This is a genomic window from Pseudomonas sp. AL03 (genome assembly GCF_029960815.1).
Lineage (GTDB): Bacteria > Pseudomonadota > Gammaproteobacteria > Pseudomonadales > Pseudomonadaceae > Aquipseudomonas.
Window position 1 is genome coordinate 131,293 of the sequence record NZ_JASBRE010000005.1, and the last position, 24,707, is coordinate 155,999.

A 24,707-nucleotide genomic window follows, 5' to 3' on the forward strand; every position below is an offset into this window, starting at 1 on the left:
CCTTCGGCAGCTGCTACATGGATCTGGCAATCAGCGCAGAGTGTTGACCATGTCCGCGACGGTGGTCAGCACATCCTTGCCCAACTGCTTCGAGCGCTTGCCGGACCAGCCGGTCAGCACATTAGGTGCATCGTTGTTGTCCTTGAACGGCATTTCCAGGGTCAGCGACAGGCAGTCGAATTTCTCGCCGACGCTGTTGCACGCCAGGGTCATGTTGGCTTTGCCCGGCTCGTCGCGGGTGTAGCCGTGCTTGGTCTGGAAGTCCTTGGTCAGGTGCTTGAGATGGCTGCGGAAATGCTCTTCGAGTTTTTCGATCCGCGGCGTGTAGCCTGGGTTGCCTTCGCAACCGGCGGTGAACACATAGGGGATCTCTTCATCGCCGTGGATGTCGAGGAACAGGTCCACGCCGTACTGTTCCATTTGCTGCTGAACGAACAGCACTTCCGGGCTGACTTCCTGGCTGGCACTCTGCCAGGCGCGGTTCAGGTCCTGGCCCATGGCGTTGGTGCGCAGGTGACCGTGGAAAGCGCCGTCCGGGTTCATGTTAGGCACCAGGTACAGGTCGGCGCTGGCCAGTAATTTGCTCAGTACAGGATCGTCGTGCTTTTCCAGACGTTCAATCACGCCTTCCATGAACCACTCGGCCATGTGTTCGCCGGGGTGTTGCTGGGCGATGATCCAGACCTTGCGTTGACCTTCGGCACCCGTGCCTTTACGCAGCAGCTGGATGTCCCGGCCTTCGACGCTCTTGCCGGTGGCCAGCAGTTCGGTGCCGGCCTTGGCCAGCGCCTGCTCGATCAACCAGTCATGGCGACCGCGGCTGTAGGGTTCGAAGTAAGCAAACCAGGCGTGGGTGGCGGTGGCTTCAAGGCTGAAGCGCAGGCAGTCACCTTCGAATATGGTCGGCACCCGGAACCAGTTGACGTGGTCGTAGGACGCGACCGCCTGATAACCATCCCAGGCTTTGTTGTACGAAGACTTGCTGGCATTGTTCAGACGAAACCAGTGTTCCTGACCGACGTGCAGGCCGCTGGCCTTGAAGTGGAACCACTGAAAGTGCTGGCTGCGGGTGTCCGGCTGGATGGCCAGCAGAGCTTGCAACGGATTGCTGATGTCCAGCACTTCAATGTTGCCACTGTCGAAGTTGGCACTGATGTCGAAAGAGGATTTAGCCACGGCCATAGTCGATTCCTGAATATGATTTTCTGGCTGCTACTTTACACGCTGGGAAGGGAAAAACCGGGGGGAATTCTGAGGTGACGCGGGGGCGTCCTCCTTGACGCCGACGCAGCTTAGAGACTGTGCGATTGATTCTCAAGTGCTACTTTTGATTGGTTTGGGCCAATGATGCCGGGCTTCTCTTGCCAACGGATATTCTTTTGATATCATCCGCGCCATCGAATTTGCAGCACCTAAAGACTTCATTAGCCTGAAGGCAAAGCCAGAATAACTGGCAAAAAAAAGACCCGGCAAAAAGCCGGGTCAAAAACCGTGATTAGCCTGATGAGGAGAGAGTCCAGGAGACCGACCTAAGGTCACTTGGACAATCGACTGATCTCGCGACCAGCTGCATGCAATAATAATCATTCTCGTTTGCAAGTCAAATTTTTTTGTCTGCACGATTGGGAAAATCTTTCCCGTCCTCCTCGTAAGCACCCTCGTCTCACTCGTTCTGATCGCCCTCCAGGGATCGATCCACCATTGCCTTGGCCATGTCGATCATGTGTACCGTCGAAAACGCCAGGTCGCGGTTTGCGCCGTGCAAATTGCTGGCTGATTCGTACGCGGTGGCGGCGGCACAACGCAACAGATCCGAAGCATGGACCAGCGCCTCTTCGCAGCTGATGTTGCGGTTCACGTCAAAGAAACGTTCTTCGACCACTTCCTCTGAAACAGTTGGTTTCAAGTAATAGTCCAACGCGCGTTGCGCGGCGGCAGAGCCTTTGGGCGAGGTGAGGCTGGTATCGATTTGCATGTCTGGCAGGTCGTTGCAGGGGATGGACATGGCGATGGCGAGCTCCGTGATAGATTCAGATCCGTGAACCCATCCTAGTACGTACTGTATTTATGACGAGAGTTTAAATACTACAATTTGTGTTTTGATGGTCGGAGTCCCCCACGTATCGTGCCGCACATGGATAAATGGATTGAATTGGTCAAGGCCAAGATGAGTGAACTCAAAGTCACTCAAGATGAACTCGCAGATCGCCTCGGGATGTCCCAGGGCGGCGTCGGCCACTGGCTGAACAAACGCCGCGATCCCGGCGTCGTCAACATGAACCGTGTGTTGAAGGCGCTGGGCATGGACTTTCTCGAAGTGGCGCTGGTGATCCGCGAACCACTCATCTTGGAAGAGGAGGAGATACCTCTGGCGCTGAAGTACAACCCGTACTTCCGCTACCCGGTCAGTGACTGGAAGGAGCCGGCGCAGCTGCGCGATGGTGAGCTGACGGTGTATCGCAAGGAGGAACGCTTCGAGCTGACCGACTACCACGCCCAGGGCCCGGCCTTCTGGCTGAATGTGGTGGGCGATGCGATGACCGCGCCCACGGGTATCAGCATTGCCGAGGGCATGATGATCCTGGTGGACCCGGCCATCGTGCCGGAACCCGGAAAACTGGTGATCGCCCAGTGGCCGGACAGCGCCGAGGCGACCTTTCGCAAGCTGATCGAAGAGGGCGGGCAGCGTTACCTGGTCCCGCTCAATCCGACCTATCCGAAAGCCCTTTACACCGAAGAGTGCCGAATTATCGGCGTAGTGGTTCAGGCAACCGCCAAATTCTAATCAGATCGGTCCTCGCAAGACGTAGGACCGATCTTCATTTCACGCTTCTTCCAACTCGACCAACGCACTGCCTTCACTGACCATCTCGCCTTCCTGGCAATACAGCGCCTTGATCACCCCGGCGTGTGGCGCACGAATGCTGTGCTCCATCTTCATCGCTTCCAGCACCACCAGTTGCGCCCCGGCTTCGACCGTTTGTCCGGCTTCCACCAGTACCCGCACGATGCTGCCATTCATGGGCGCGGTCAGCCCGCCCTGATGGCTGTGACTGGCCTCGACGGCACTGATCGGGTCGTAGGACTCGATGCGGCGCAATTCACCTTCCCATTGCAGATACAGAACGTCGCCACGGCGGATTGCCCGATGCTGGCGGCGCAGGCCGTTGTGCTCGGTCAACAGTTGCTCGCCCTTGAGATGTGCCAAGCAGGTGTCGCCAAAAGTCAGCGCCCGGTCTTGTCCTTCACTGCTCAAATGCAACGTGATTTCGCGCGGCAGTCCGGCTCGGAAACCGTTACTGATACCCCAAGGCGAACTCAGGTCATCGGCACGGGTCGCGTTCGGCTGGCTCTGGGCAAACGCCTGGGCGGCGGCTTGCCAGAACTCGTCACTGAGGTCCGCGGCAGCGGGCAGCAGTTCTTCCTGATAACGCGGAATGAACCCGGTATCCAGTTCGGCCGCAGCGAACGCCGGATGGCCGACTATCCGGCGCAGGAAGTTGATGTTGGTCTTGAGCCCGCCAATGGCAAACTCATCGAGCATGCTCAGCAGCCGCAGTCGCGCCTGTTCACGATCCTCGCCCCAGGCAATCAGTTTGCCGAGCATCGGGTCGTAGAACGGCGAGATCTCGTCGCCTTCTTCGACACCGCTGTCCACCCGCCGTCCCGGACCCTCCGCGGATTCGCGATAGAGCTCCAGTCGGCCGGTAGCCGGCAGGAAATCATTGCCCGGGTCTTCGGCATACAAGCGCACTTCGATGGCATGGCCGATCAGCGGAACCTCGGCTTGAGTCATCGGCAGCGCTTCGCCGCGGGCCACACGAATCTGCCAGGCCACCAGATCGAGGCCGGTGATGGCTTCGGTGACCGGGTGTTCGACCTGCAGGCGCGTGTTCATCTCCATAAAGAAGAATTCGCCCCGTGCATCCAGCAAAAACTCCACGGTGCCAGCGCCGACATAGCCGATGGCTTGCGCCGAACGCACGGCCGCTTCGCCCATGGCGCGACGCAGTTCCGGGCTCAAGCCAGGAGCGGGTGCTTCTTCAACGACTTTCTGGTGCCGACGCTGAATCGAGCAGTCCCGTTCGTTGAGGTACAGGCAGTTGCCATGCTGGTCGGCGAAGACCTGGATTTCCACGTGACGCGGTTTGAGCAGGTACTTCTCCACCAGCATCCGCGAATCGCCGAACGACGATTGCGCTTCACGCTGAGCCGAGGCCAGGGCTTCGGCCAATTGACTGACGTCCTCGACCACTTTCATGCCTTTGCCGCCGCCACCGGCAGTCGCCTTGAGCAGCACCGGATAACCGATGTGTTCGCAAGCGTCGCGGAAGGTGTCGAGGTCCTGCGCCTCGCCGTGGTAACCAGGCACCAATGGCACGCCGGCGGTTTCCATCAAGGCTTTGGCGGCGGATTTGCTGCCCATCGCGTCAATGGCCGAGGCGGGCGGGCCGAGGAAGATCAGGCCCGCTTCTTCGATGGCGCGGGCGAACCCGGCGTTCTCGGACAGAAAGCCATAACCCGGATGAATCGCCTGAGCGCCGCTGGCCTTGGCGGCGGCGATCAGTTTGTCGATTTGCAGGTAACTGTCAGCAGCTTTGCTGCCACCGAGGTCGACGCGGATATCCGCTTCGCGGCTGTGCCGGGCTTCACGGTCAGTGGCGCTGTGCACGGCCACGGTGGTCAGGCCCAAGGCCTTCGCGGTACGCATCACCCGGCAAGCGATTTCGCCGCGGTTGGCCACCAGCAGGGTGGTGAGAACAGGTGCGCTCATCAACGCGACTCCTTGGTGGTGGTTGCGGCTTGCCAGCTCGGCGGACGTTTTTGCAGAAAGGCCCGCAGGCCTTCCTGGCCTTCGGGGCTGACGCGGATGCGGGCGATGGCGTTTTCGGTGTAGCGCCGCAGCGCCGGGGTCAGCGCGCCGTGGCCGACTTCACGCAGCAAGTCCTTGCTGGCACGCATGGCGGCCGGGCTGTTGAGCAGCAGGTTGTCGATCCATTGCTCGACGTTCAGTTCCAGCTCAGCGATCGGATAACTCTCCGACAACAAGCCGATTTCCCGTGCTCGTTGTCCGCCGAAACGCTCGGCGGTCAGCGCGTAGCGCCGTGCCGCGCGTTCGCCGATGGCTTGCACCACGAACGGGCTGATCACCGCCGGCGCCAGTCCGATACGCACTTCCGACAGGCAGAACTGCGCGTCGTCGGCGCCGATGGCCATGTCGCAGCAACTGATCAGGCCCAACGCGCCACCGAATGCAGCGCCTTGCACCACCGCCAGCGTCGGGACTTTGAGCTTGGCGAGGTTGTACATCAACTCCGCCAGTTCCCGGGCGTCGTCGAGATTGGTGTGGTAATCGAGTTCGGCCGACTGCTGCATCCAGGCAAGGTCTGCGCCGGCGCTGAAATGCTTGCCGCGTCCACGCACTAACAGGAAACGCAGACTGGCATCGCTCGACACTTTGTCCAGCGCGAGGATCAGTTCGCGGATCATTTCGGCGTTGAAGGCGTTGTTCTTTTCTTCACGGCTGAGCCACAGAGTCGCAAAACCCCTTGGATCGCTCAGCAGTTCGAGGGTGTTGAAGTCGCTCATGATTTTCTCCCGATCACATCCGAAACACGCCGAAGCGGCTCTGTTCGACAGGCGCATTCAGCGACGCCGACAAGGCCAGGGCCAATACATCGCGGGTTTGCGCCGGGTCGATGACGCCGTCGTCCCACAACCGGGCGCTGGAGTAGTAGGGATGACCCTGTTCTTCATACTGGTCGAGGATCGGTTGCTTGATCTCGGCTTCCTGCTCGGCACTGAAACTGTGGCCACTGCGCTCGGCCTGCTCGCGTTTAACCTGCACCAAAACACCCGCGGCTTGCTCGGCGCCCATCACACCGATCCGCGCATTCGGCCACATCCACAGGAAACGCGGATCGTAAGCCCGGCCGCACATACCGTAGTTACCGGCGCCGAAGCTACCGCCGATGATCACCGTGAATTTCGGCACCTTGGCGCACGCCACGGCGGTCACCAGTTTCGCGCCGTGCTTGGCGATGCCGCCGGCCTCGTATTTCTGGCCGACCATGAAACCGGTGATGTTTTGCAGAAACAACAGTGGAATGCCGCGCTGACAGGCCAGCTCGATGAAGTGCGCGCCTTTCTGCGCGGCTTCGGCGAAGAGGATGCCGTTGTTGGCGAGGATCGCGATCGGGTAACCGTGCAAGTAGGCAAAACCGCATACCAGCGTCGTCCCGAACAGCGCCTTGAACTCGTCGAACACCGAACCGTCCACCAACCGCGCGATCACTTCGCGCACGTCGAACGGCTGCTTGGCGTCCGCCGACACCACGCCGTACAACTCGTCGCTGTTGTAGAGCGGGGCGATGGGCGTGCGCTGTTGCACTTCGCCGAGTTTGCGCCAGTTGAGGTTGGCGATGCTGCGCCGCGCAATGGCCAAGGCGTGTTCATCACTCTCGGCGTAATGGTCGGCCACCCCGGAAATCTTGCAGTGCACATCGGCCCCGCCGAGGTCTTCGGCGCTGACCACTTCACCGGTCGCGGCTTTCACCAGCGGTGGGCCGGCGAGGAAAATGGTTGCCTGTTCGCGGACCATGATCGCTTCGTCCGCCATGGCCGGCACGTACGCGCCACCAGCGGTGCAGGAACCCATGACCACCGCGATTTGCGGAATGCCCATGGCGCTCATGTTGGCCTGGTTGAAGAAGATTCTTCCGAAGTGCTCACGGTCCGGGAACACTTCATCCTGACGCGGCAGGTTGGCGCCGCCGGAGTCCACCAGGTAGATGCACGGCAAGCGGTTCTGCTGGGCGATGGTTTGCGCGCGCAGGTGTTTTTTCACGGTCAGCGGGTAGTACGAGCCGCCTTTCACGGTGGCATCGTTGGCGACGATCATGCATTCGACGCCTTCCACACGGCCGATCCCGGCAATCACGCCAGCGGCCGGCACGTCTTCGCCATACACCTTGTAGGCCGCCAATTGGCTGATCTCGAGAAACGGCGAACCCGGATCGAGCAAGCGATTGATCCGCTCACGGGGCAGCAGTTTGCCCCGCGAGGTGTGGCGCTCTTGAGCTTTCGGGCCGCCACCTTGCTGCACTTGCGCGAGCAGGGTGTGCAGGGCGTCGACCTGTTTGAGCATTGCCGCGCTGTTGGCCGCGAACTCCGCCGAACGGGGGTTGAGCTGGGTATGCAGAATAGCCATGGACAGCTCCGTTTAGCGGGTTTCGTTGAACAGTTCGCGACCGATCAGCATGCGACGGATCTCACTGGTGCCGGCGCCGATTTCGTACAGCTTGGCGTCACGCAGCAGACGCCCGGCCGGGAATTCGTTGATGTAGCCGTTGCCACCGAGAATCTGAATCGCGTCGAGGGCCATTTGTGTGGCGCGTTCGGCGCTATAAAGGATCACACCGGCGGCATCCTTGCGGGTGGTTTCGCCGCGTTCGCACGCTTGCGCTACCGCATAAAGGTAGGCACGGCTGGCATTGAGTTGGGTGTACATGTCGGCGACCTTGCCCTGGATCAGCTGGAATTCACCGATGCTTTGGCCAAACTGCTTGCGGTCGTGGATGTACGGAACGATGAGGTCCATGCAGGCCTGCATAATCCCGGTCGGGCCGCCGGACAGAACAACGCGTTCGTAATCGAGGCCGCTCATCAGCACCTTCACGCCGCCATTGAGCACGCCGAGGATGTTTTCTTCCGGCACTTCGACGTCATCGAAGAACAGCTCGCAGGTGTTTGAACCGCGCATGCCGAGCTTGTCGAATTTGTTGCTGCGGCTAAAGCCTTTGGAATCACGTTCAACGATGAACGCGGTGATGCCGTGAGGCCCTTTTTCCAGGTCAGTCTTGGCGTAGATCACGTAGGTGTTGGCGTCAGGGCCGTTGGTGATCCAGGTTTTGCTGCCGTTGAGGACGTAGTGATCGCCGCATTTGTCGGCGCGCAGTTTCATCGACACCACGTCGGAGCCGGCATTCGGTTCGCTCATGGCCAGGGCGCCAATGTGCTCGCCGCTGATCAGCTTCGGCAGGTATTTGGTTTTCTGCTCGTGATTGCCGTTGCGGTTGATCTGGTTGACGCAGAGGTTGGAATGCGCGCCGTAGGACAGGGCGACCGAGGCCGAACCACGGCTGATTTCTTCCATGATCACCACGTGGGCCAGGTAACCCAGGCCAGCGCCGCCATACTCTTCCGGCACGGTGACGCCCAGCAGGCCCATGTCACCGAATTTACGCCACAGGTCGGCGGGGAAGAGGTTGTCGATGTCGATCTGAGCGGCGCGTGGTGCGATCTCTTTGGCGACGAAGGACTGAACCTGATCACGCAGCATGTCGATGGTTTCACCGAGGGCAAAGTTCAGGGATGGGTAGCTCATGGGTCACCTTTTGGCTTTTTTGTAGGTAGGGAGGGCAGTGATTTGGCTCTCACCTTTACGTTAACGTAAGCCTGTGACGGATGGCTGTCAATCACCCTTTACGTTAACGTCAACTTGAGCGACTGTAGGAGCAAAGCTTGCTCGCGAAGAACGATAACGCGGTCGTATAGTTACACCGCAGTGCTCCCATCGCGGGCAAGTCGGATCGCCGCACCGCTCGCTCCTACAATAAAGACAATAGGGGTCGTCATGGATCAACCCAGTGCAAGCCCGCCGCGCAGCTATACCCGTGGTGCCCAGGACAAAGCCTTGCTGGCGATGACCATCGGCCAGGCATTCGATAATACCGTCGCGCAGTATCCGACCGGGGAGGCGCTGGTCGTGCGCCATCAACAGTTGCGGTACACCTGGAAGCAACTGGCCCAAGCCGTGGACCTGCATGCCAAAGCGCTGTTGGCGCTGGGTTTGCAGACCGGTGATCGTCTGGGTATCTGGGCACCGAACTGCGCCCAGTGGTGTATCAGCCAGTTCGCCAGCGCGAAAATCGGCGTGATTCTGGTCAACATCAACCCGGCCTATCGCAGTTCCGAACTTGAATACGTGTTGAAGCAATCCGGTTGCCAATGGCTGGTTTGCGCAGGCGCTTTCAAGACCTCCGACTATCACGGGATGCTGCAAGGCCTCATTCCCGAGCTGGCTGAGCAATCCATCGGAAAGTTGCAAAGCGAACGACTGCCAGAGCTGCGTGGTGTCATCAGTCTAGATGCACAGCCGCCATCGGGTTTCCTGCCATGGTCGCAATTAGCTGATCTCGCGAGGAGCGTGTCGACAGAGCAGTTGAGCGAACGTCAGGACAGTCTGCATTTCGACCAGGCGGTAAACATCCAGTACACCTCCGGTACCACCGGTTTTCCGAAGGGCGCGACCCTCAGTCACTACAACATTCTCAACAACGGTTACATGGTCGGCGAAAGCCTCGGGTTGACCGCGAGTGATCGTCTGGTCATCCCGGTGCCGCTGTATCACTGCTTCGGCATGGTCATGGGCAACCTCGGTTGCATGACCCACGGCAGCACCATGATTTACCCCAACGATGCCTTCGATCCGCTGCTGACCCTGACCACTGTCGCCGAAGAAAAGGCCACTGCACTCTACGGTGTGCCGACGATGTTTATCGCCATGCTCGATCAACCCAAACGCGCCGATTTCGATCTGTCGAGCCTGCGTACCGGGATCATGGCCGGGGCGACGTGTCCGATCGAGGTGATGCGCCGGGTCATCAGTGACATGCACATGAGCGAAGTGCAGATTGCCTACGGCATGACGGAAACAAGTCCGGTGTCGTTGCAGACCGGTCCGTCAGACGAACTGGAATTGCGCGTCACCACCGTCGGCCGCACCCAGCCGCAACTGGAAAGCAAGATCATCGACGAGGCGGGCAACCTGGTGTTGCGGGGCACTGTCGGTGAACTGTGCACGCGCGGTTACAGCGTGATGCTCGGTTACTGGAACAACCCGCAAGGCACCGCGGAAGCGATCGACCAGGCCGGCTGGATGCACACCGGTGATCTGGCGAGCATGAACGACGAAGGCTACGTGTGCATTGCCGGGCGTAACAAGGACATGATCATCCGCGGCGGTGAGAACATTTACCCACGGGAATTGGAAGAGTTTTTCTTTACCCACCCGGCGGTAGCCGATGTGCAGGTGATCGGGATTCCGTGTTCGCGTTATGGCGAAGAGATTGTCGCCTGGATCAAATTCCATCCGGGCCACAGCGCCACCGAGCAGGAGCTGCAAGCCTGGTGCAAGGAACGCATCGCGCACTTCAAGACACCGCGTTACTTTAAGTTCGTCGAGGAATTTCCGATGACGGTGACGGGGAAAGTTCAGAAGTTTCGAATGCGCGAGATCAGTATCGAGGAGCTGCAAACCAATACCATCTGACGATAATCCCCTGTGAGAAGCGAGCTCGCTCCCACAGAGGACGGCGCTGGAAATTACAAACGCCAGAAAGCACAAAGGGGAGCCGAAGCTCCCCTTTAATTTTGTCGTTGCGCGTGCTCTTTTTTTATTATTGAGGGGCGGTCTGTTTTTGTTTTTAGAAACCGTGACCCTTTACCGCTGTTTTTGTCGATCCCCATCCGGGATCAAGAGCAAACGTATTTTTTTGAGCGCTGATCTACTTTTTCGCTAAGCGATCCAACCAGTTCGGGAGCTACCTGAAGGTAGTTTTATTGTTCTCTGCCCGGTTGCGGGTTACTCCGAAAAGCACCCTGAAAAGCACATCCTCTCCAAAAAAATCTGTTAGCTGCGTCTCTGCCGTGTTGTTTTTGTTATGTCAGAGTCGTTACGTCTTATTTTTATTAGGTTGCCGCTTTTTTTGTTCTTGTTATGCAATAGAGATAGCAGAAGCCGTGCCAACTTTATAAAAGTCTTTAAAATCAACGGCTTGAAATTTTGTAGGATTTTACGTTCAATCAAGGCGCGACAATTTGTTTCCGTGTTACTCGCTTTTGCCCACGTTCCAGAGGCAGCGGTAACACCCCGAGGCCTCACTGTGCGCTGCGAGCCTTGGCCACGCGCGAACCGGTCGGACGTCCCAGCACCGTGCAAATTTGCTGACCTGCCAAAATCAAGGCGTCCAGGTCGATACCGGTCTCGATACCCAGGCCATTGAGCAGGTAAACCACGTCTTCGGTAGCGACGTTACCGCTGGCGCCCTTGGCGTACGGGCAGCCGCCGAGGCCGGCGATGGAACTGTCGAACACCGAGATGCCGTCCAGCAGACTGGCGTAGATGTTGGCCATGGCCTGACCATAAGTGTCGTGGAAGTGCCCGGCCAGTTTTTCACGGGGTACGTCGGCCGACACCACCTCGAACATCTTGCGGGTTGCGCCAGCGGTGCCGATGCCGATGGTGTCGCCCAGGGAAACTTCATAGCAGCCCATCGCGTAGAGCTCGCGGGCGACCCACGCGACTTGCGCAGGCGCGACGTTACCTTCGTAGGGGCAGCCCAGCACACAGGACACGTAACCGCGCACGCTGACACCCTGTTGCCTGGCGGCGTCCATGATAGGCACGAAGCGCTCCAGACTTTCGCTGATCGAGCAATTGATGTTGCGCTGGGAAAACGCTTCCGACGCCGCAGCGAACACCGCGACTTCCTTGACCCCGGCCGCAATGGCGTCTTCAAACCCGCGCAGGTTGGGGGCAAGTGCACCATAGGTCACGCCAGGCTTGCGCTGGATTTGCGCGAAGACCTCAGCAGAGCCGGCCATCTGCGGCACCCATTTGGGCGAGACGAAACTGCCGACTTCTATATAGCCGAGACCGGCGGCGGTCAGCGCGTCGACCAGTTGCACCTTGTCCGCAACACTGATGGGTTGAGCTTCGTTTTGCAGACCGTCGCGTGGGCCGACTTCGACCAGGCGTACGTGGGCGGGAAGGGACATAAGAATTCACCTGTCAGTTAGGGATCGTTCCCACGCTCTGCGTGGGAATGCCTCAATGGACGCTCTGCGTCCGCTTCTGGATGTGACGCGGAGCGTCACGGGCTGCATTCCCACGCAGAGCGTGGGAACGATCATTTCGTACGATTACTGAACCACTTCCTGGCTCTTGATGGTCTGTTCCAGCGCCTGGGTGCAACGCTCCTGAGCGGTGTCCAGTTCCAGCTTCATCTGTTCGATGTCGAGCATCTGCTGCTCCAGCTGTTCACGACGTTCGGCGATTTTGGTCAGCATGGTTTGCAGCTGTTTCTGATTGCCACCGGTGGGGTCGTAGAGTTCGATCAGCTCGCGGCATTCGGCCAGGGAGAAACCAATGCGCTTGCCCCGCAGGATCAGCTTCAGGCTGACCTTGTCGCGGGGCGAGTAGATGCGCTCCTGACCGCGTCGCTCGGGGCTGAGCAGGCCTTGCTCTTCATAAAAGCGGATGGCCCGGGTGGTGATGTCGAGCTCGCGGGCGAGGTCGGAAATGCTATAGGTCTGGCTGCTCATGGGCGCGCTCGAAAAAGGTCATGGCGCTAAGCTAAAGGCAGGTTGACGTTTACGTCAAGCATCGCGCCCTGATCCTCCGTCTATCAGATGATTCCTACACTTTGTCGAGCTTCTTCTCATGTGCCGTCACCTGCTGGCACAACTCGATCATCTGCTCGCGCATCCAGCGGTTGGCCGGGTCCTGATCAGTGCTTTCGTGCCAATAGAGGTGGGTTTCCACCGGCGGCACATCGTTGACCGGCAGGTTCACCGAGTACAGGTCATGGCGACGGGCGAAGCGTTCCGGCACGGTCATGACCATGTCGGTCTGCTGCAGCACTTGGGACGCCATCAAGTAGTGCTGGGAACGCAGGGCGATTTTGCGCTGAATGCCCATTTTGCCCAAGGCCAGGTCGACATGGCCCAGACCACTACGGCGGCTGGAAATGTGAATGTGAGTCAGCGACAGATAATCATCGAGGGTGAACTTCTCTTTGCCCGCCAGCGGATGGCCTTTGCGCATGGCGCAGACGTAACGGTCTTCCATCAATTTGACGTGGCGCACTTGCGGGTCAGTGTTCAGCGGCGCATCCACCGCGAAATCGAGACGCCCGGCCGCCAGTTCCTTGGTGGTTTCGCGGCGCTTGGACAGAAAGCTTTCAATGATCACCGTCGGCGCCAGGCGCCGCAGACGCTGGAACAGTGGCGGCAGGATCACCGCTTCGGTGAGGTCGGTCATGCTGATGCGATAGGTCTTGACCGCCTGCAACGGGTTGAAAATGCGGCTTTCCTGCACCGACACCCGCAGCAAGGAGAGGGCGTTACGCACCGGCCCGATAATGTTCTGGGCCATCGGCGTCGGGACCATGCCCTGAGCGGTGCGCACGAACAACGGGTCATTGAAGGTCTCGCGCAGACGGGCCAGAGCGTTCGAGACCGCCGGCTGAGTAATGCCGACAATCTGCCCGGCGCGAGTCAGGTTGGCTTCGGTGTAGATCGCGTCGAAGACGATGAAAAGGTTGAGGTCGACCTTGCTCAGATTCATTGCGCTGCACTCTTATTGTGGGGCTCTCGATCAGCCGATCATATATCGGTGATGAATGTTAATACACGCCGAGAATAGGCTAGGTAAATTTTCGTAGCTGTTCTAGCATCGATTGCATGACCTGAACAACTCATCAAAACCCCAGTTAAAAGGTAGAGCTGCCCATGGATTTCGCTTATTCGCCCAAGGTGCAAGAACTGCGTGAGCGCGTGACCGCGTTCATGGACACCTACGTTTATCCCGCCGAAGCGGTATTCGAGCGCCAGGTCGCCGAGGGCGATCGCTGGCAGCCGACCGCAATCATGGAGGAGCTCAAACTCAAGGCCAAGGCTGAAGGCCTGTGGAATTTGTTTCTCCCTGAGTCCGAACTCGGTGCGGGTTTGACCAACCTCGAATACGCGCCGTTGGCGGAAATCATGGGCCGCTCGCTGCTGGGCCCCGAGCCGTTCAACTGCTCCGCGCCAGACACGGGCAACATGGAAGTGCTGGTGCGCTACGCCAACGAAGAACAGAAGCAACGCTGGCTCGAACCGCTGCTGCGCGGCGAGATCCGCTCGGCGTTCGCCATGACTGAACCGGACGTGGCCTCGTCCGACGCCACCAACATGGCCGCCCGCGCCATGCGTGATGGCGACGAATGGGTGATCAACGGCAAAAAATGGTGGACCTCAGGCGCCTGCGATCCACGCTGCAAGATTCTGATCTTCATGGGCCTGAGCGATCCTGACGCGCCGCGTCATGCGCAGCACTCGATGATTCTGGTACCGGTGGATGCCCCAGGCGTGAAGATCGTTCGTCCGCTACCGGTGTTCGGTTATGACGACGCACCTCACGGCCACGCTGAAGTGCTGTTCGAAAACGTCCGGGTGCCGTACGAAAACGTCTTGTTGGGCGAAGGACGCGGTTTTGAAATCGCTCAGGGTCGCCTTGGCCCGGGACGGATTCACCACTGCATGCGTTCGATCGGCATGGCCGAGCGTGCACTGGAACTGATGTGCAAACGTTCGGTGAGCCGTACCGCGTTCGGTAAACCCTTGGCCCGTCTGGGCGGCAACATCGACAAGATCGCCGACTCGCGGATGGAGATCGACATGGCGCGGCTCCTGACCTTGAAAGCGGCGTACATGATGGACACCGTGGGCAACAAGGTGGCGAAGAGCGAAATCGCTCAGATCAAGGTTGTCGCACCGAACGTGGCCTTGCGGGTTATCGACCGGGCGATCCAGATCCATGGCGGGGCAGGGGTTTCCAACGATTTCCCGCTGGCCTACATGTATGCGATGCAACGCACCCTGCGCCTGGCCGACGGCCCGGACGAAGTGCACCGCGCGGCGATCGGCAAGTTCGAGATCGGCAAATACGTGCCTAAAGAGATGATGCGCAGCAGTCACTAAACCCCGGCTTGTATCGCGGGCCTGGATCAGGCTCGCGATAACGTCGAGGCTGCATCAATCAACCGAAGGTAACCCATAGAATGCTCGCGCACACGCCGTGCTGTGAGCGGCCAGATCTTCCTCGCTCTCCCCACGATGCAACGCCACTTCACGCAACACTTCGGTCAGATACGCCGGTTCGTTGCGACCATTCTTCGGCTTGGGGCGCAAGCTGCGCGGCAACAGATACGGCGCATCGCTCTCCAGCATTAGCCGTCCCCGCTTGATCTCTTTCACCAGCGGATGCAGATGCGTGCCTCGGCGCTCGTCGCAGATCCAGCCGGTGATGCCGATGTGTAAATCCAGATCAAGGTAGCTGAACAGCGCCTTCTTTTCGCCGGTGAAACAATGCACCACGGCGGCCGGCAACTGATCACGGTAATCACGCAGGATTTCCAGCAAGCGCTGACTGGCGTCGCGCTCGTGGAGGAACACCGGCAATTGCAGCTCGACCGCCATCGCCAGATGCTCTTCGAGGACTTTTTCCTGCTGCGGGCGCGGCGAGAAATCACGATTGAAATCCAGTCCGCATTCACCCACCGCCACGACGTTCGGCTCCTTGAGCAAACTGCGCAGACGCTGGGCGCTGTCGGCGTTCCAGTCGCTGGCGCAGTGAGGGTGAATGCCGGCGGTGGCGAACAGCCGTTGAGCCGTTTCGTCCAGTTGCTGGCACAGCTCCAGAGCCTGCTCGCTGCCCTCGACACTGGTGCCGGTGAGCACCAATTGGCAGATCCCGGCAGCGTAGGCGCGGTCGAGTACAGCCTGGTGTTTGTCGGCAAAACTGGGGTTGGTCAGGTTGACGCCGATATCGATGAGTTGCATGGTGCTACCTCGGACCAAAGGCCGGAAAGCATATCAGAGCTGTAGATTTATAAGAAAAGCCAAGAACTACAATGAGTTGTAGCTGTCTCTTGATGCCGCGAGACAGGTCGGGATGGTTAAGGTGCCATCACTGTGCCAGTCTTTCGCACGTTGCCAGCGCTCAAGGCGCTCTGTTTCTGTCGTTCGATTTCATGAAAATTCTTGAGATCGGCCCAGTATTCTTTCTGGAGAGTGGATGACACGTCCCTCGGTTTTGCTACTGCTGTGTTGTTCGTTGCTGCTGCCGATGCCGGCGGTCGCGCGTCTGGCCGGGCCGCTGCAAGCCGTGCCTTCGAGCAAAGTGCGCGACTTGGCGGAAATCCGCAGCAGTCGTGTGCTTCGGGTGCTGGTCAACCAGAGCCGTAACAGCTCCGGCGAAGTCCAGGGCCAGGCCATCGGTGTTGAATACCACCGTTTGCGCGCCTTCGAACAATACCTCAACGGTCACGCCCGTGACGGTCAGGAAATTACCCTCAAGATCATTCCTAAAGCCAAGGATCAACTGATCGGCGCTTTGCAGCGCGGCGAGGGTGATCTTGTCGCACCGGGAGAACTGCTCGACCTGCAACCGGGCCACGCGGTCAGCACCAGTGAGCCGATTGCCAGCAACATCCCGTTGGTCCTGGTGGGGATCAAAGGCGAGCGACGTTACACCCGTCTCGAACAACTCTCTGGCAAAACCCTGGCGTTGCCGACCGGCAGTGCCGCCGTGGACGCGGTCAGTCAGATCAATCAAAAGCTCGCGCTGCACAAGCTGCCACCGGTGAAAATCGAGTGGGTCGATCCCAGTCTGGCAGTCGAGGACGTGCTGGAGATGGTCCAGGGCGGAATCTTTCACCTGACGATCGTCGAACAACCCATTGCCGAACGCTGGGGCAAGATCCTGCCCAAATTGCGTCTCGATCGGCAGGTGCTCATCAGTGAACCGGGCGAAGAATTCTGGTTCGTGCGCCGCGACGCCTCAATGTTGCGGGCGAGCATTAATCGCTTCCTGACCGGTTACAAAAAACCATCGGATCAAGACGTGGCGTTCCTGCGGATCTATCGACGCCTGTATCAAGTGCACTACCCATTGGCCAAGGCTGATCGGCAGCGCCTCGAAAAACTTCGACCGGTGCTGCAGAAGCACGCTGAAGCCCAAGGCATGGACTGGCTGAACCTGGCGGCACTGGCGTTCAAGGAATCGTCCCTGCAACCCAATGCCCGCAGTGGCAGCGGCCCCACCGGCCTGATGCAGATCACCCCGTCCGCAGCTCAGCGGGTGGGGGTCAACAACATTCAGAATCTCGACGCTAATGTGCAGGCCGGGGCCAAGTACCTGGCGATGATCCGGCGCAAGTTCTTTGCCAGTCCCAAACTCAACGAGCGAGAGCGCATGGCGTTCGTGCTGGCGGCCTACAACATGGGGCCGGAGCGGGTTCAGGGCATGCGTGCCGAGGCTCGTCGGCGCGGTTTGAATCCCAATCAGTGGTTCTTCCAGGTCGAACGCATTGCCATGGAGCAGGTGGGGATGGCGCCTGTCAGCTATGTTAATAGCGTGAACAAGTATTACTTGGCGTTCGATCGGGAGCGGGAGTCGTTGGAGCCCGAGGGGCAGAAAGTTGTCTCACGTAAATGATCGAATAAATTGATTCTTATGGCGAATTTATTGCGCTTTTATCATATGATTTACTGATTAATATAGCGGCCAACCAACACACACTGACAATGGATGACACAGCATGAGCTCACTGATCAACAAGGTACTGTTTACCCGCGCTGGCTACGGCCTGACCGTTCTGCGGATCTTCGTCGGCATCGTCTTCGCTGCCCACGGCTCGCAGAAACTCTTCGGGGCGTTTGGTGGTTACGGTCTGGCCGGCACCGCGCAGTACATGGAGAGCATCGGTCTGGCACCGGGCTACCTGATGGCGACGCTGGCGGGTGGTACCGAGTTTTTCGCCGGTCTGGCCTTGATCATCGGCTTGTTGGTTCGCCCGGCAGCGCTCGGTCTGACCTTTCTTTCGCTGGTGGCAATCTTCTCGGTGCACATCCATAACGGTCTGTTCATGGCCAACAACGGTTATGAATTCGCCCTGGCCCTGCTCGGCGGCAGCATTGCGGTGCTGATTGAAGGCGCCGGCAAGCTCTCGGCTGACCGCGCCATCGCCGGCTAACCGTTCTGTCTCAACAAAAAAGGCTCGCATTGCGCGAACCTTTTTTGTTGTGCGTCATTCTTGACACTGTCCGGTCAGCTTCTCTAGGATGCTGCCCATGCGCCGATTTAAACAGCTACTTGCGGGGCGCCAGGTGACTCATTCAGTTGCCGATAGAAGCTTGATTCAGGCTTCGAAATACCGCTAAAGCGCTGGTTCGGTGTTGCCTCTCACCTGCCATGCAGACTTTTGAGGCAGAGACACGACACGATGAATGCATTAAGCCCTGTTGTACGCCCCGCGCCGATCACGGCACATCTCACCCAGCGCAATCCCAAAATCCTGCTTGGCGGCAAACATCAGCCGACACTCTTGCGTTATCTCGATGGCTGGCCACGTCGCACCGGTGGGCCTGCCGCCTTCCTGATCCAATTTGTCGAAGACGGTGAATCGCTGGCTCGATTTGCCAGCGACAGTTTCGATCTGGCGGTGATTCAATCGCCCCGTCTCGAGGATGCCCCCGAAGTGATCAAACAACTGACTCGCGTGGCCCGGCAGGGGCTGATTACACGCCGCTGAAGCTTAGAACGCTGCGGCTCAAAGATAGTCGATCGCCACGATATATACGCATTGCTCGCCGGTCGGTGTCTGGACCCTAACTTCCGCGTCCAGCGCCTTGCCGATCAGGGCGCGAGCCAGCGGTGAGTCGATACTGATCAGGCCCTGCTTCAGGTCCAGTTCGTCCGGCCCGACGATGCGATAGCGCGACTCTTTGCCGTCCTCGTCTTCGATCGTCACCCAGGCGCCGAAATAGACCTTGTTCGGATCGCTGGGCTTCTCACTGACGACCTTGAGCGCTTCCAGCCGTTTAGTGAGAAAGCGCACGCGGCTGTCGATCTCGCGCAGCATCTTTTTGCCGTAGGTGTATTCGGCGTTTTCCGAGCGATCGCCCTGTGCCGCAGCCTCGCTGACCGACTGTGTGACCTGCGGCCGCCGAACATGCCAGAGCTCATGAAACTCGGCCCGCATCCGCGCTTCACCTTCGGGGGTGATCAGCGCGGTGCCAGCGGTGCGGGGAGGGCGATAACGGCTCATGGCAACTTCTTGTGGTTGGGTTCTTGTGAACGAGAGTGTTTGAGTCTATCAACCCTCGCGCAGGACTGTCAGTGGGCTGGCGTTCAAGGCCCGACGAGTGCCGAATACACCGGCACCACCGATCAGCACGGCGCCGATCAACGGCAGTATCAACAACCACGGATGCGGATGCCAGGGCAGGTCGAAGGCGTAGCGGTAGAGCACCAAACTCACCAGTTCCGAGCCCAGCGCGGCCAACAATCCACTGACCGCCCCAAGCAAACCAAACTCGATCCGCCGGGCCTTGACCAACAATTGGCGCTCAGCCCCCAGCGCTCGCAACAATGCGCCTTGGCGAATACGTTCATCGAGCGTCGCCTGCAAGCCTGAAAACAACACTGCCATCCCCGCCGCCAACACGAACAACAGCACGTATTCCACCGCCAGGGTGACTTGACCGAGGATACTGCGCAGCTGTGCGAGCAAGGCTTCGACTTGCAGAATGGTCACCGCCGGGAAGGCCCGCGACAGATCCACGATCTGCTGATCATGACCCGCCGCCAGATAAAAACTGGTCAGGTAGGTCGCCGGCAGATCCTTCAGCGTGCCGGGCTGGAAGATCATGAAGAAGTTAGGCTGGAAGTTGTCCCAGTTGATGTCTCGCAGGCTGGTGACTTTCGCTTCCCGATTGGCCCCGCCGACGGTGAACACCAGGTGATCGCCCAGCTTGAGTTTCAGGCTTTCGGCGACTTTGCCTTCCACCGATACGCCGGGAATCTCGTCCGGCGTCTGTTCGGCCCACCAGTTGCCCGCCGTGAGTTTGTTGCCCGCCGGCAAATCCGCCGCCCAGGTCAGGCTCAGGTCGCGCTGGATCGCTCGATCACCGGCCGAATCCTTGCTGACGATTTCCTGTACCGGCTCGCCGTTGACGCTGATCAGCCGTCCAGGTACCACCGGGTATAGCGGCGCCGATTGCGCCGACAGTTTGATCAGGCGATCGATGAACGCCTGTTTGTCCGCCGGCAGAATGTTAAGCGCGAAATAGTTAGGCGCGTTTTTCGGTAGCTGGTTCTGCCAGGTGTCCAGCAACTCGCCCCGCAGCAATGCGATCAGCGCCATGGACAGCAGAATCAAACCGAACGCCAGGGATTGTCCCGCTGCCGCCAGCGGATGACGCAGCAATTGGCCCAGTCCGAGGCGCCATGGTAAAGAGGCGCGCGCCAGCATTCGGCGCAGACTCTTCAGAAGCAGCAACAGCAAACCGCCAAGCACCAACGCCGCGATCACACCGCCACCGAGCAGGGCGAAGGTCAACACCAGGTCCAGGCTCAGACGCCACATGATCAACCCAAGGGCGCCCAATGCCGCGCCGTAAACCATCCAGGTGCTGGAAGGAATCGGCAACATGTCCCGACGTAATACCCGCAATGGCGGAACGCGACCCAGTGCAGCCAGTGGTGGCAAGGCAAAACCGGCCAGCGCCACCAGCCCGGTGCCGATCCCGGCGATGGCTGGAAACAGACCGCCCGGCGGAACGTCGGTCGGCAATAAATCATGCAGCAGCGCGAACAAACCCAGCTGCGCGAACCAGCCGATGAGGGCGCCGCTGATACTGGCGAGCAGTCCGAGCACTGTCAGTTGCAAACTGAACAGCACCATGGTTTCCCGCCGGGACAGCCCCAGACAACGCAGCAATGCACTGGCATCGAATCGGCGGGTGGCGAAGCGCGTCGCCGACAGCGCCACTGCTACACCGGACAGCAGAACCGCGACCAGACTGGCCATGTTCAAGTAACGCTCGGCCTTGCCCAATGCGCCGCCAATCTGTCGGTTGCCATCGCGGGCATCCTGCAAACGCTGGTTGGGGGCCAGGCCGGGTTTGATCAATTGACGATAGGTTTCCAGCGCCTCGGCTTTACCGCGCCAGAGTTCGCGGTAACTGACCCGGCTGCCGGGTTGCACCACACCCGTCGCCGCGAGGTCGCTGAGGTTGATCAATACTCGCGGCGTGAGGCTGTAGAAGTTGCCGGCGCGGTCCGGTTCGTAGGTCAGCACTCGCGCCAGCTTCAGGGTTCGTATGCCAACATCGATGCTGTCGCCAATCTTCAAATTCAGCGCGGTCAGCAGTCGCGCTTCGACCCAGGCTTCACCGGGTTTCGGTCCGCCGCCGGGTTCTTCCGGGGCAAAGGGCGCCGGGGCACTTTTCAGTTCACCGCGCAGTGGGTAAACCTCATCGGCGGCTTTGATACTGGACAGCTGAATGCCGTTGTCAGTGGCGATGACGCTGGAGAACTCCACCACTTGAGCGTGTTCGAGACCCAGCTCCGTGCCGCTTTTGATCTGTTCGGGCCGTGCCGGCGAACTGCCTTCCAGCAACAGGTCAGCGCCGAGAAACTCGGTGGCGCGCAGCATCATGGCGCCGTTCAGGCGGGCACCGAAGTAACCGATGGCGGTGCTCGCCGCGACAGCCACCAGCAAGGCAAAGAATAAAACCCGCAACTCGCCGGCGCGGGCGTCGCGCAGCAGTTGGCGGATGGCAAGACTGAACAGGCGCAGCAGTGGCAGGCGTGCCATCAAGGCTCCAGAGGGGCGACCAGCAGGCCGGCTTCAAGGCGGATCAGGCGCCGGCAGCGATGTGCCAGGCGTTCGTCGTGGGTCACCAGCACCAGGGTGGTGCCGCGTTCCTGGTTGAGTTCGAACAGCAGATCGCTGATGCGCTCGCCGGTGTGGCTGTCGAGGTTGCCGGTGGGTTCGTCGGCAAACAGCACATCGGGTTCGGCGGCAAACGCACGGGCGATCGCCACGCGCTGCTGTTCGCCACCCGAAAGTTGGCGTGGCGAATGGGTCAGCCGCTGGCCCAGGCCGACCCGTTGCAGCAGCTCGGTGGCGCGTTCACGGGCGTCTTTGCGGCCGTCGAGTTCCAGCGGCAGCATGACGTTTTCCAGGGCGTTGAGACTGTCGAGCAGCTGAAAGGACTGGAACACAAAACCGACATGCTCGGCCCGGATGCGCGCGCGCTGGTCTTCGTCGAGATCGCTCAGGGTTTGCCCTGCGAGGGTGACGTCGCCGCTGCTCGGCAGGTCGAGGCCGGCGAGCAGGCCGAGGAGGGTGGATTTGCCGGAACCGGAGGCGCCGACAATGGCCAGGCTGTCGCCCTTGTTCAGTTCCAGGCTGAGTTCGTGCAGGATAGTCAGTTCACCTTCCGCGCTGGGAACCACTTTGCTGAGGTTCTTCGCGGTGAGAATACTTGCGCCCATGGAGAATCCGATGCGTGTGTGGTTTTTGAGTGCTGGCCTGGCCTTGATGTGCATGGCCCAGAACGCAGCGGCGGGTACAGTCCTGATCGTTGGCGATAGTATCAGCGCGGGTTTCGGGCTGGATACCCGGTTGGGATGGGTCTCCCTGCTCGAGCAACGGCTCAAGCGCGAAGGTTTCGACGATAAAGTGGTCAACGCGTCCATCAGCGGCGACACCAGTGCCGGAGGCCAGGCGCGCCTGCCCGCGCTGCTTGCAGAGCATAAGCCTGAGTTGGTAATCCTCGAGTTGGGCGGCAACGATGGCCTGCGCGGATTGCTGCCAACGCAATTGCAACAAAACCTTGCGGCGATGATCGACAGCTCCCGCGCCAGTGGCGCCAAGGTGCTGCTGCTCGGCATGCAATTGCCACCCAACTACGGCGTTCGTTATACCGAGGCCTTCGCGAAGGTCTACAGCACGCTGGCCAACGAGAAAAAGATCCCGTTGGTGCCGTTTTTTCTCGACGGCGTGGGCGGTCACCCGGACTTGATGCAAGCCGACGGCTTGCACCCGGCTGCCGGGGCTCAGGACAAGTTGCTGGAAAATGTCTGGCCGACACTGAAACCGTTGCTTTGACGCTTTTCTAGCGGCGGTGTTTCGGCTAAGGTGGCGCCCCGATTTGGAGCCCCCGATGCCACGTCCTGCCTGGTCCCTTTTTGCTTATCAACTGATCGAGCCTGACGAACAGCTGGATCTGTTCGCCTGCCAGGAAGTGCGGGTACATCTGGTGACCCGTCAGCTGGAGCTGGGCGGCTCGGCGGACCGGACCTTATGCGGCAGCCTGCTGCCAGCACAACCGCGCTGGTCGAGCGTCGAACGCCGAGTGTTCCAGGACCAGCGCCTGTGCTCGCTGTGCCGGGCCATTCTGGAATCGCAAAAACGCGGTACATCGCCGATCTGGCCTGAGCTGCGTTTCGAGCTTTAGTACCCGATACATTGCTTGCTATCGGTCAACTCCCCGATTTTCCAGGCGCCGGTGTACAATCCCGTTTTAATACCCTTGTCGATCATGCGAAGGATTTTCCGGATGTTGCCGCGCTTTCCTGCCGTCACCCGCTACCTGTCTCTCGCCGCCCTCTGTGTGGCGGGTCCCGTAGCAGCATTGGAGCTGCCCCTGCCACCGCCCGGTGAAGACATCATCGGTCAGGTCCAGGTGATCAAGGCCAAGTACGAAGACACCTTCGCCGACCTTGGCACCACCTACGATCTGGGCTATTCGGAAATGGTCGCGGCCAACCCTGGCGTCGATCCATGGTTGCCGGGCGCTGGCACCGAAGTGGTGCTGCCGACGCGCTTCATCCTGCCACCGGGCCCGCGTGAAGGCATCGTCATCAACCTGGCCGAGTACCGCCTCTATTACTTCCCGAAAGGCCGGAACGTGGTGTACACCTTCCCGCTGGGTATCGGCCGTGAAGGCTGGGGCTCGCCGATTGCCCATACCAGCATCATCGCCAAGACGCCGAACCCGACCTGGACCCCACCAGCGTCGATCAAGGCCGAGCACGCCGCTGACGGCGATCCGCTGCCGAACGTGGTGCCGGCCGGTCCGGACAACCCGTTGGGGCCGTTCAAGTTCACGCTGGGCACTCCGGGCTACTTGATCCACGGTTCGAACAAGAAGTTCGGCATTGGCATGCGCACCAGTCATGGTTGCTTCCGCATGTTCAACAACAACGTGCTGGAGATGGCCGGCATGGTTCCGGTTGGGACGTCGGTGCGTATTATCAGCGACCCGTACAAGTTCGGTGTCAGTGGCGGCAAGGTGTATCTGGAAGCGCACACGCCGCTGGACGACAAGGGCAACCCCTCTGTGGTCGACAAGCACACCGCGGTGATCAACGCGATGCTCAAGCGTGAGGACATCACCAACAACCTGCGTATGAACTGGGATGTGGTCCGCGACGTGGTTGCCGCCGAAGATGGCCTGCCGGTGGAAATCGGAGTGCCGAATTCCTCGGCGCCGATGGTGACGAGTGCACCGATCGACCCGCTGCAGTAATGCTTGAACAGAACCCGCCGACGCTGACTGCGCCGGCGGGTTTTTTATGGCCTGGACAAAACGCCGGGCAATAAAAAAGCCGACCCAAAAAATGGGTCGGCTTGATAACAATCCCTAAGGATTATTACTTGCGGCTAGCTTTGTCCAGCATGCGCAGAGCACGCTCGTTAGCTTCGTCAGCAGTCTGTTGTGCTTTTTGAGCAGCAGCCAGAGCTTCATCAGCTTTACGGTAAGCTTCGTCTGCACGAGCCTGGGAGCGAGCAGCTGCGTCTTCAGTAGCTGTCAGACGTGCTTCTGTTTCTTTCGATACGCTGCTGCAACCGGTAGCCAGAACTGCGGCCAGAGCCAGAGCAGAGAATTTCAGAACGTTGTTCATCGTGTTCCCCTTCAAGGACTTTCTATTAAGTAGCTGTCTCCTCAGAGTGAGGAAATAGCCGGCGTACATACTACCCATTACTTGTCGTAAGTAAACTGACGTATAGCAAGAAGCAAAAAAA

At 59.6% G+C, this 24,707-nt stretch carries 23 protein-coding genes; 9 read left to right on the forward strand and 14 right to left on the reverse strand.

The genetic code is table 11. From position 1 onward, the window contains the following. Positions 1-30 precede the first annotated feature (30 nt). Both QK293_RS07385 and QK293_RS07390 read right to left on the reverse strand, forming a co-directional pair. Positions 31-1,182, reverse strand: a complete 1,152-nt coding sequence (locus QK293_RS07385; protein WP_282376503.1) for a M14-type cytosolic carboxypeptidase — start codon at positions 1,180-1,182, stop codon at positions 31-33. Between the two features lie 481 nt (positions 1,183-1,663). Further along, a complete protein-coding gene (locus QK293_RS07390; RefSeq protein WP_282376504.1) occupies positions 1,664-2,005 on the reverse strand; it encodes a DUF3077 domain-containing protein in 342 nt (113 codons plus the stop codon). Positions 2,006-2,134: 129 nt separating this feature from the next. On the opposite strand from QK293_RS07390, the gene QK293_RS07395 reads away from it, so the two are divergent. Beyond that, positions 2,135-2,785, forward strand: a complete 651-nt coding sequence (locus tag QK293_RS07395) for an XRE family transcriptional regulator (RefSeq protein WP_282376505.1) — start codon at positions 2,135-2,137, stop codon at positions 2,783-2,785. A 39-nt stretch (positions 2,786-2,824) separates the two neighbouring features. Here QK293_RS07395 and QK293_RS07400 read toward each other — a convergent pair whose 3' ends face one another. From QK293_RS07400 to QK293_RS07415, 4 genes are read right to left on the reverse strand one after another with little or no spacing between them, the layout of a single operon-like run. Further along, positions 2,825-4,774, reverse strand: a complete 1,950-nt coding sequence (locus tag QK293_RS07400) for an acetyl/propionyl/methylcrotonyl-CoA carboxylase subunit alpha (protein WP_282376506.1) — start codon at positions 4,772-4,774, stop codon at positions 2,825-2,827. Then, positions 4,774-5,589: a gamma-carboxygeranoyl-CoA hydratase gene (locus QK293_RS07405; RefSeq protein WP_282376507.1), complete on the reverse strand. Its 816-nt coding sequence runs from the start codon at positions 5,587-5,589 to the stop codon at positions 4,774-4,776. The genes QK293_RS07400 and QK293_RS07405 overlap by 1 nt, the downstream gene beginning before the upstream one ends. Positions 5,590-5,602: 13 nt before the next feature. Further along, a complete protein-coding gene (locus tag QK293_RS07410; protein WP_282376509.1) occupies positions 5,603-7,210 on the reverse strand; it encodes a carboxyl transferase domain-containing protein in 1,608 nt (535 codons plus the stop codon). Between the two features lie 12 nt (positions 7,211-7,222). Then, complete coding sequence (locus tag QK293_RS07415; RefSeq protein WP_282376510.1) at positions 7,223-8,386, reverse strand: isovaleryl-CoA dehydrogenase; 1,164 nt, start codon at positions 8,384-8,386, stop codon at positions 7,223-7,225. A 249-nt stretch (positions 8,387-8,635) separates the two neighbouring features. Here QK293_RS07415 and QK293_RS07420 point away from each other — a divergent pair, with 249 nt between their 5' ends. Continuing rightward, on the forward strand, positions 8,636-10,333 hold the full coding sequence (locus tag QK293_RS07420; protein WP_282376511.1) for an AMP-binding protein: 1,698 nt from the start codon (positions 8,636-8,638) through the stop codon (positions 10,331-10,333). Between the two features lie 608 nt (positions 10,334-10,941). Here the strand turns inward: QK293_RS07420 and QK293_RS07425 are convergent. The 3 genes from QK293_RS07425 to QK293_RS07435 all read right to left on the reverse strand — a co-directional run bounded on the left by QK293_RS07425 (position 10,942) and on the right by QK293_RS07435 (position 13,411). Then, positions 10,942-11,841: a hydroxymethylglutaryl-CoA lyase gene (locus QK293_RS07425; RefSeq protein ID WP_282376512.1), complete on the reverse strand. Its 900-nt coding sequence runs from the start codon at positions 11,839-11,841 to the stop codon at positions 10,942-10,944. 144 nt (positions 11,842-11,985) lie between these two features. After that, a complete protein-coding gene (locus QK293_RS07430) occupies positions 11,986-12,387 on the reverse strand; it encodes a MerR family DNA-binding transcriptional regulator (RefSeq protein ID WP_282376513.1) in 402 nt (133 codons plus the stop codon). A gap of 94 nt (positions 12,388-12,481) precedes the next feature. Next, positions 12,482-13,411 (reverse strand): LysR family transcriptional regulator, encoded by a 930-nt coding sequence (locus QK293_RS07435; RefSeq protein WP_008148497.1) that lies wholly within the window; start codon positions 13,409-13,411, stop codon positions 12,482-12,484. Positions 13,412-13,575: 164 nt separating this feature from the next. Here QK293_RS07435 and QK293_RS07440 point away from each other — a divergent pair, with 164 nt between their 5' ends. Further along, positions 13,576-14,805, forward strand: coding sequence for an acyl-CoA dehydrogenase (locus QK293_RS07440; protein WP_282376514.1), 1,230 nt, complete (start codon positions 13,576-13,578; stop codon positions 14,803-14,805). Positions 14,806-14,859: 54 nt separating this feature from the next. Here QK293_RS07440 and QK293_RS07445 read toward each other — a convergent pair whose 3' ends face one another. Then, positions 14,860-15,666: a TatD family hydrolase gene (locus QK293_RS07445; protein ID WP_282376516.1), complete on the reverse strand. Its 807-nt coding sequence runs from the start codon at positions 15,664-15,666 to the stop codon at positions 14,860-14,862. Between the two features lie 235 nt (positions 15,667-15,901). On the opposite strand from QK293_RS07445, the gene QK293_RS07450 reads away from it, so the two are divergent. The 3 genes from QK293_RS07450 (at position 15,902) to QK293_RS07460 (ending at position 18,419) form a co-directional block, all read left to right on the forward strand. Beyond that, positions 15,902-17,323, forward strand: a complete 1,422-nt coding sequence (locus tag QK293_RS07450) for a transglycosylase SLT domain-containing protein (protein WP_282376517.1) — start codon at positions 15,902-15,904, stop codon at positions 17,321-17,323. A gap of 103 nt (positions 17,324-17,426) precedes the next feature. Then, complete coding sequence (locus tag QK293_RS07455) at positions 17,427-17,861, forward strand: DoxX family protein (RefSeq protein WP_282376518.1); 435 nt, start codon at positions 17,427-17,429, stop codon at positions 17,859-17,861. 249 nt (positions 17,862-18,110) lie between these two features. Continuing rightward, entirely contained in the window at positions 18,111-18,419 is a 309-nt protein-coding gene (locus QK293_RS07460) for a class I SAM-dependent methyltransferase (protein ID WP_282376519.1), read from the forward strand. 18 nt (positions 18,420-18,437) lie between these two features. Here the strand turns inward: QK293_RS07460 and greB are convergent, their stop codons facing one another. The 3 genes from greB to QK293_RS07475 are packed head-to-tail and all read right to left on the reverse strand — an operon-like array spanning position 18,438 to position 22,171. Beyond that, the gene (greB, locus tag QK293_RS07465) at positions 18,438-18,935 is read right to left on the reverse strand and encodes a transcription elongation factor GreB (protein WP_008148506.1); all 498 of its coding nucleotides are present in this window, start codon (positions 18,933-18,935) and stop codon (positions 18,438-18,440) included. Positions 18,936-18,983: 48 nt separating this feature from the next. Continuing rightward, complete coding sequence (locus QK293_RS07470) at positions 18,984-21,488, reverse strand: ABC transporter permease (protein ID WP_282376520.1); 2,505 nt, start codon at positions 21,486-21,488, stop codon at positions 18,984-18,986. After that, positions 21,488-22,171 (reverse strand): ABC transporter ATP-binding protein, encoded by a 684-nt coding sequence (locus QK293_RS07475; RefSeq protein ID WP_282376522.1) that lies wholly within the window; start codon positions 22,169-22,171, stop codon positions 21,488-21,490. The genes QK293_RS07470 and QK293_RS07475 overlap by 1 nt, the downstream gene beginning before the upstream one ends. 10 nt (positions 22,172-22,181) lie before the next feature. Here QK293_RS07475 and QK293_RS07480 point away from each other — a divergent pair, with 10 nt between their 5' ends. The 3 genes from QK293_RS07480 to QK293_RS07490 all read left to right on the forward strand — a co-directional run bounded on the left by QK293_RS07480 (position 22,182) and on the right by QK293_RS07490 (position 24,210). After that, on the forward strand, positions 22,182-22,787 hold the full coding sequence (locus tag QK293_RS07480) for an arylesterase (RefSeq protein WP_282376523.1): 606 nt from the start codon (positions 22,182-22,184) through the stop codon (positions 22,785-22,787). Between the two features lie 55 nt (positions 22,788-22,842). After that, positions 22,843-23,136: a hypothetical protein gene (locus QK293_RS07485; RefSeq protein WP_123432651.1), complete on the forward strand. Its 294-nt coding sequence runs from the start codon at positions 22,843-22,845 to the stop codon at positions 23,134-23,136. A 102-nt stretch (positions 23,137-23,238) separates the two neighbouring features. Further along, the gene (locus tag QK293_RS07490; RefSeq protein ID WP_282376525.1) at positions 23,239-24,210 is read left to right on the forward strand and encodes a L,D-transpeptidase family protein; all 972 of its coding nucleotides are present in this window, start codon (positions 23,239-23,241) and stop codon (positions 24,208-24,210) included. 124 nt (positions 24,211-24,334) lie between these two features. On the opposite strand, the gene oprI is transcribed toward QK293_RS07490, so the two are convergent. Further along, positions 24,335-24,586: an outer membrane lipoprotei OprI gene (gene oprI / locus QK293_RS07495; RefSeq protein ID WP_002553018.1), complete on the reverse strand. Its 252-nt coding sequence runs from the start codon at positions 24,584-24,586 to the stop codon at positions 24,335-24,337. Positions 24,587-24,707 lie beyond the last annotated feature (121 nt).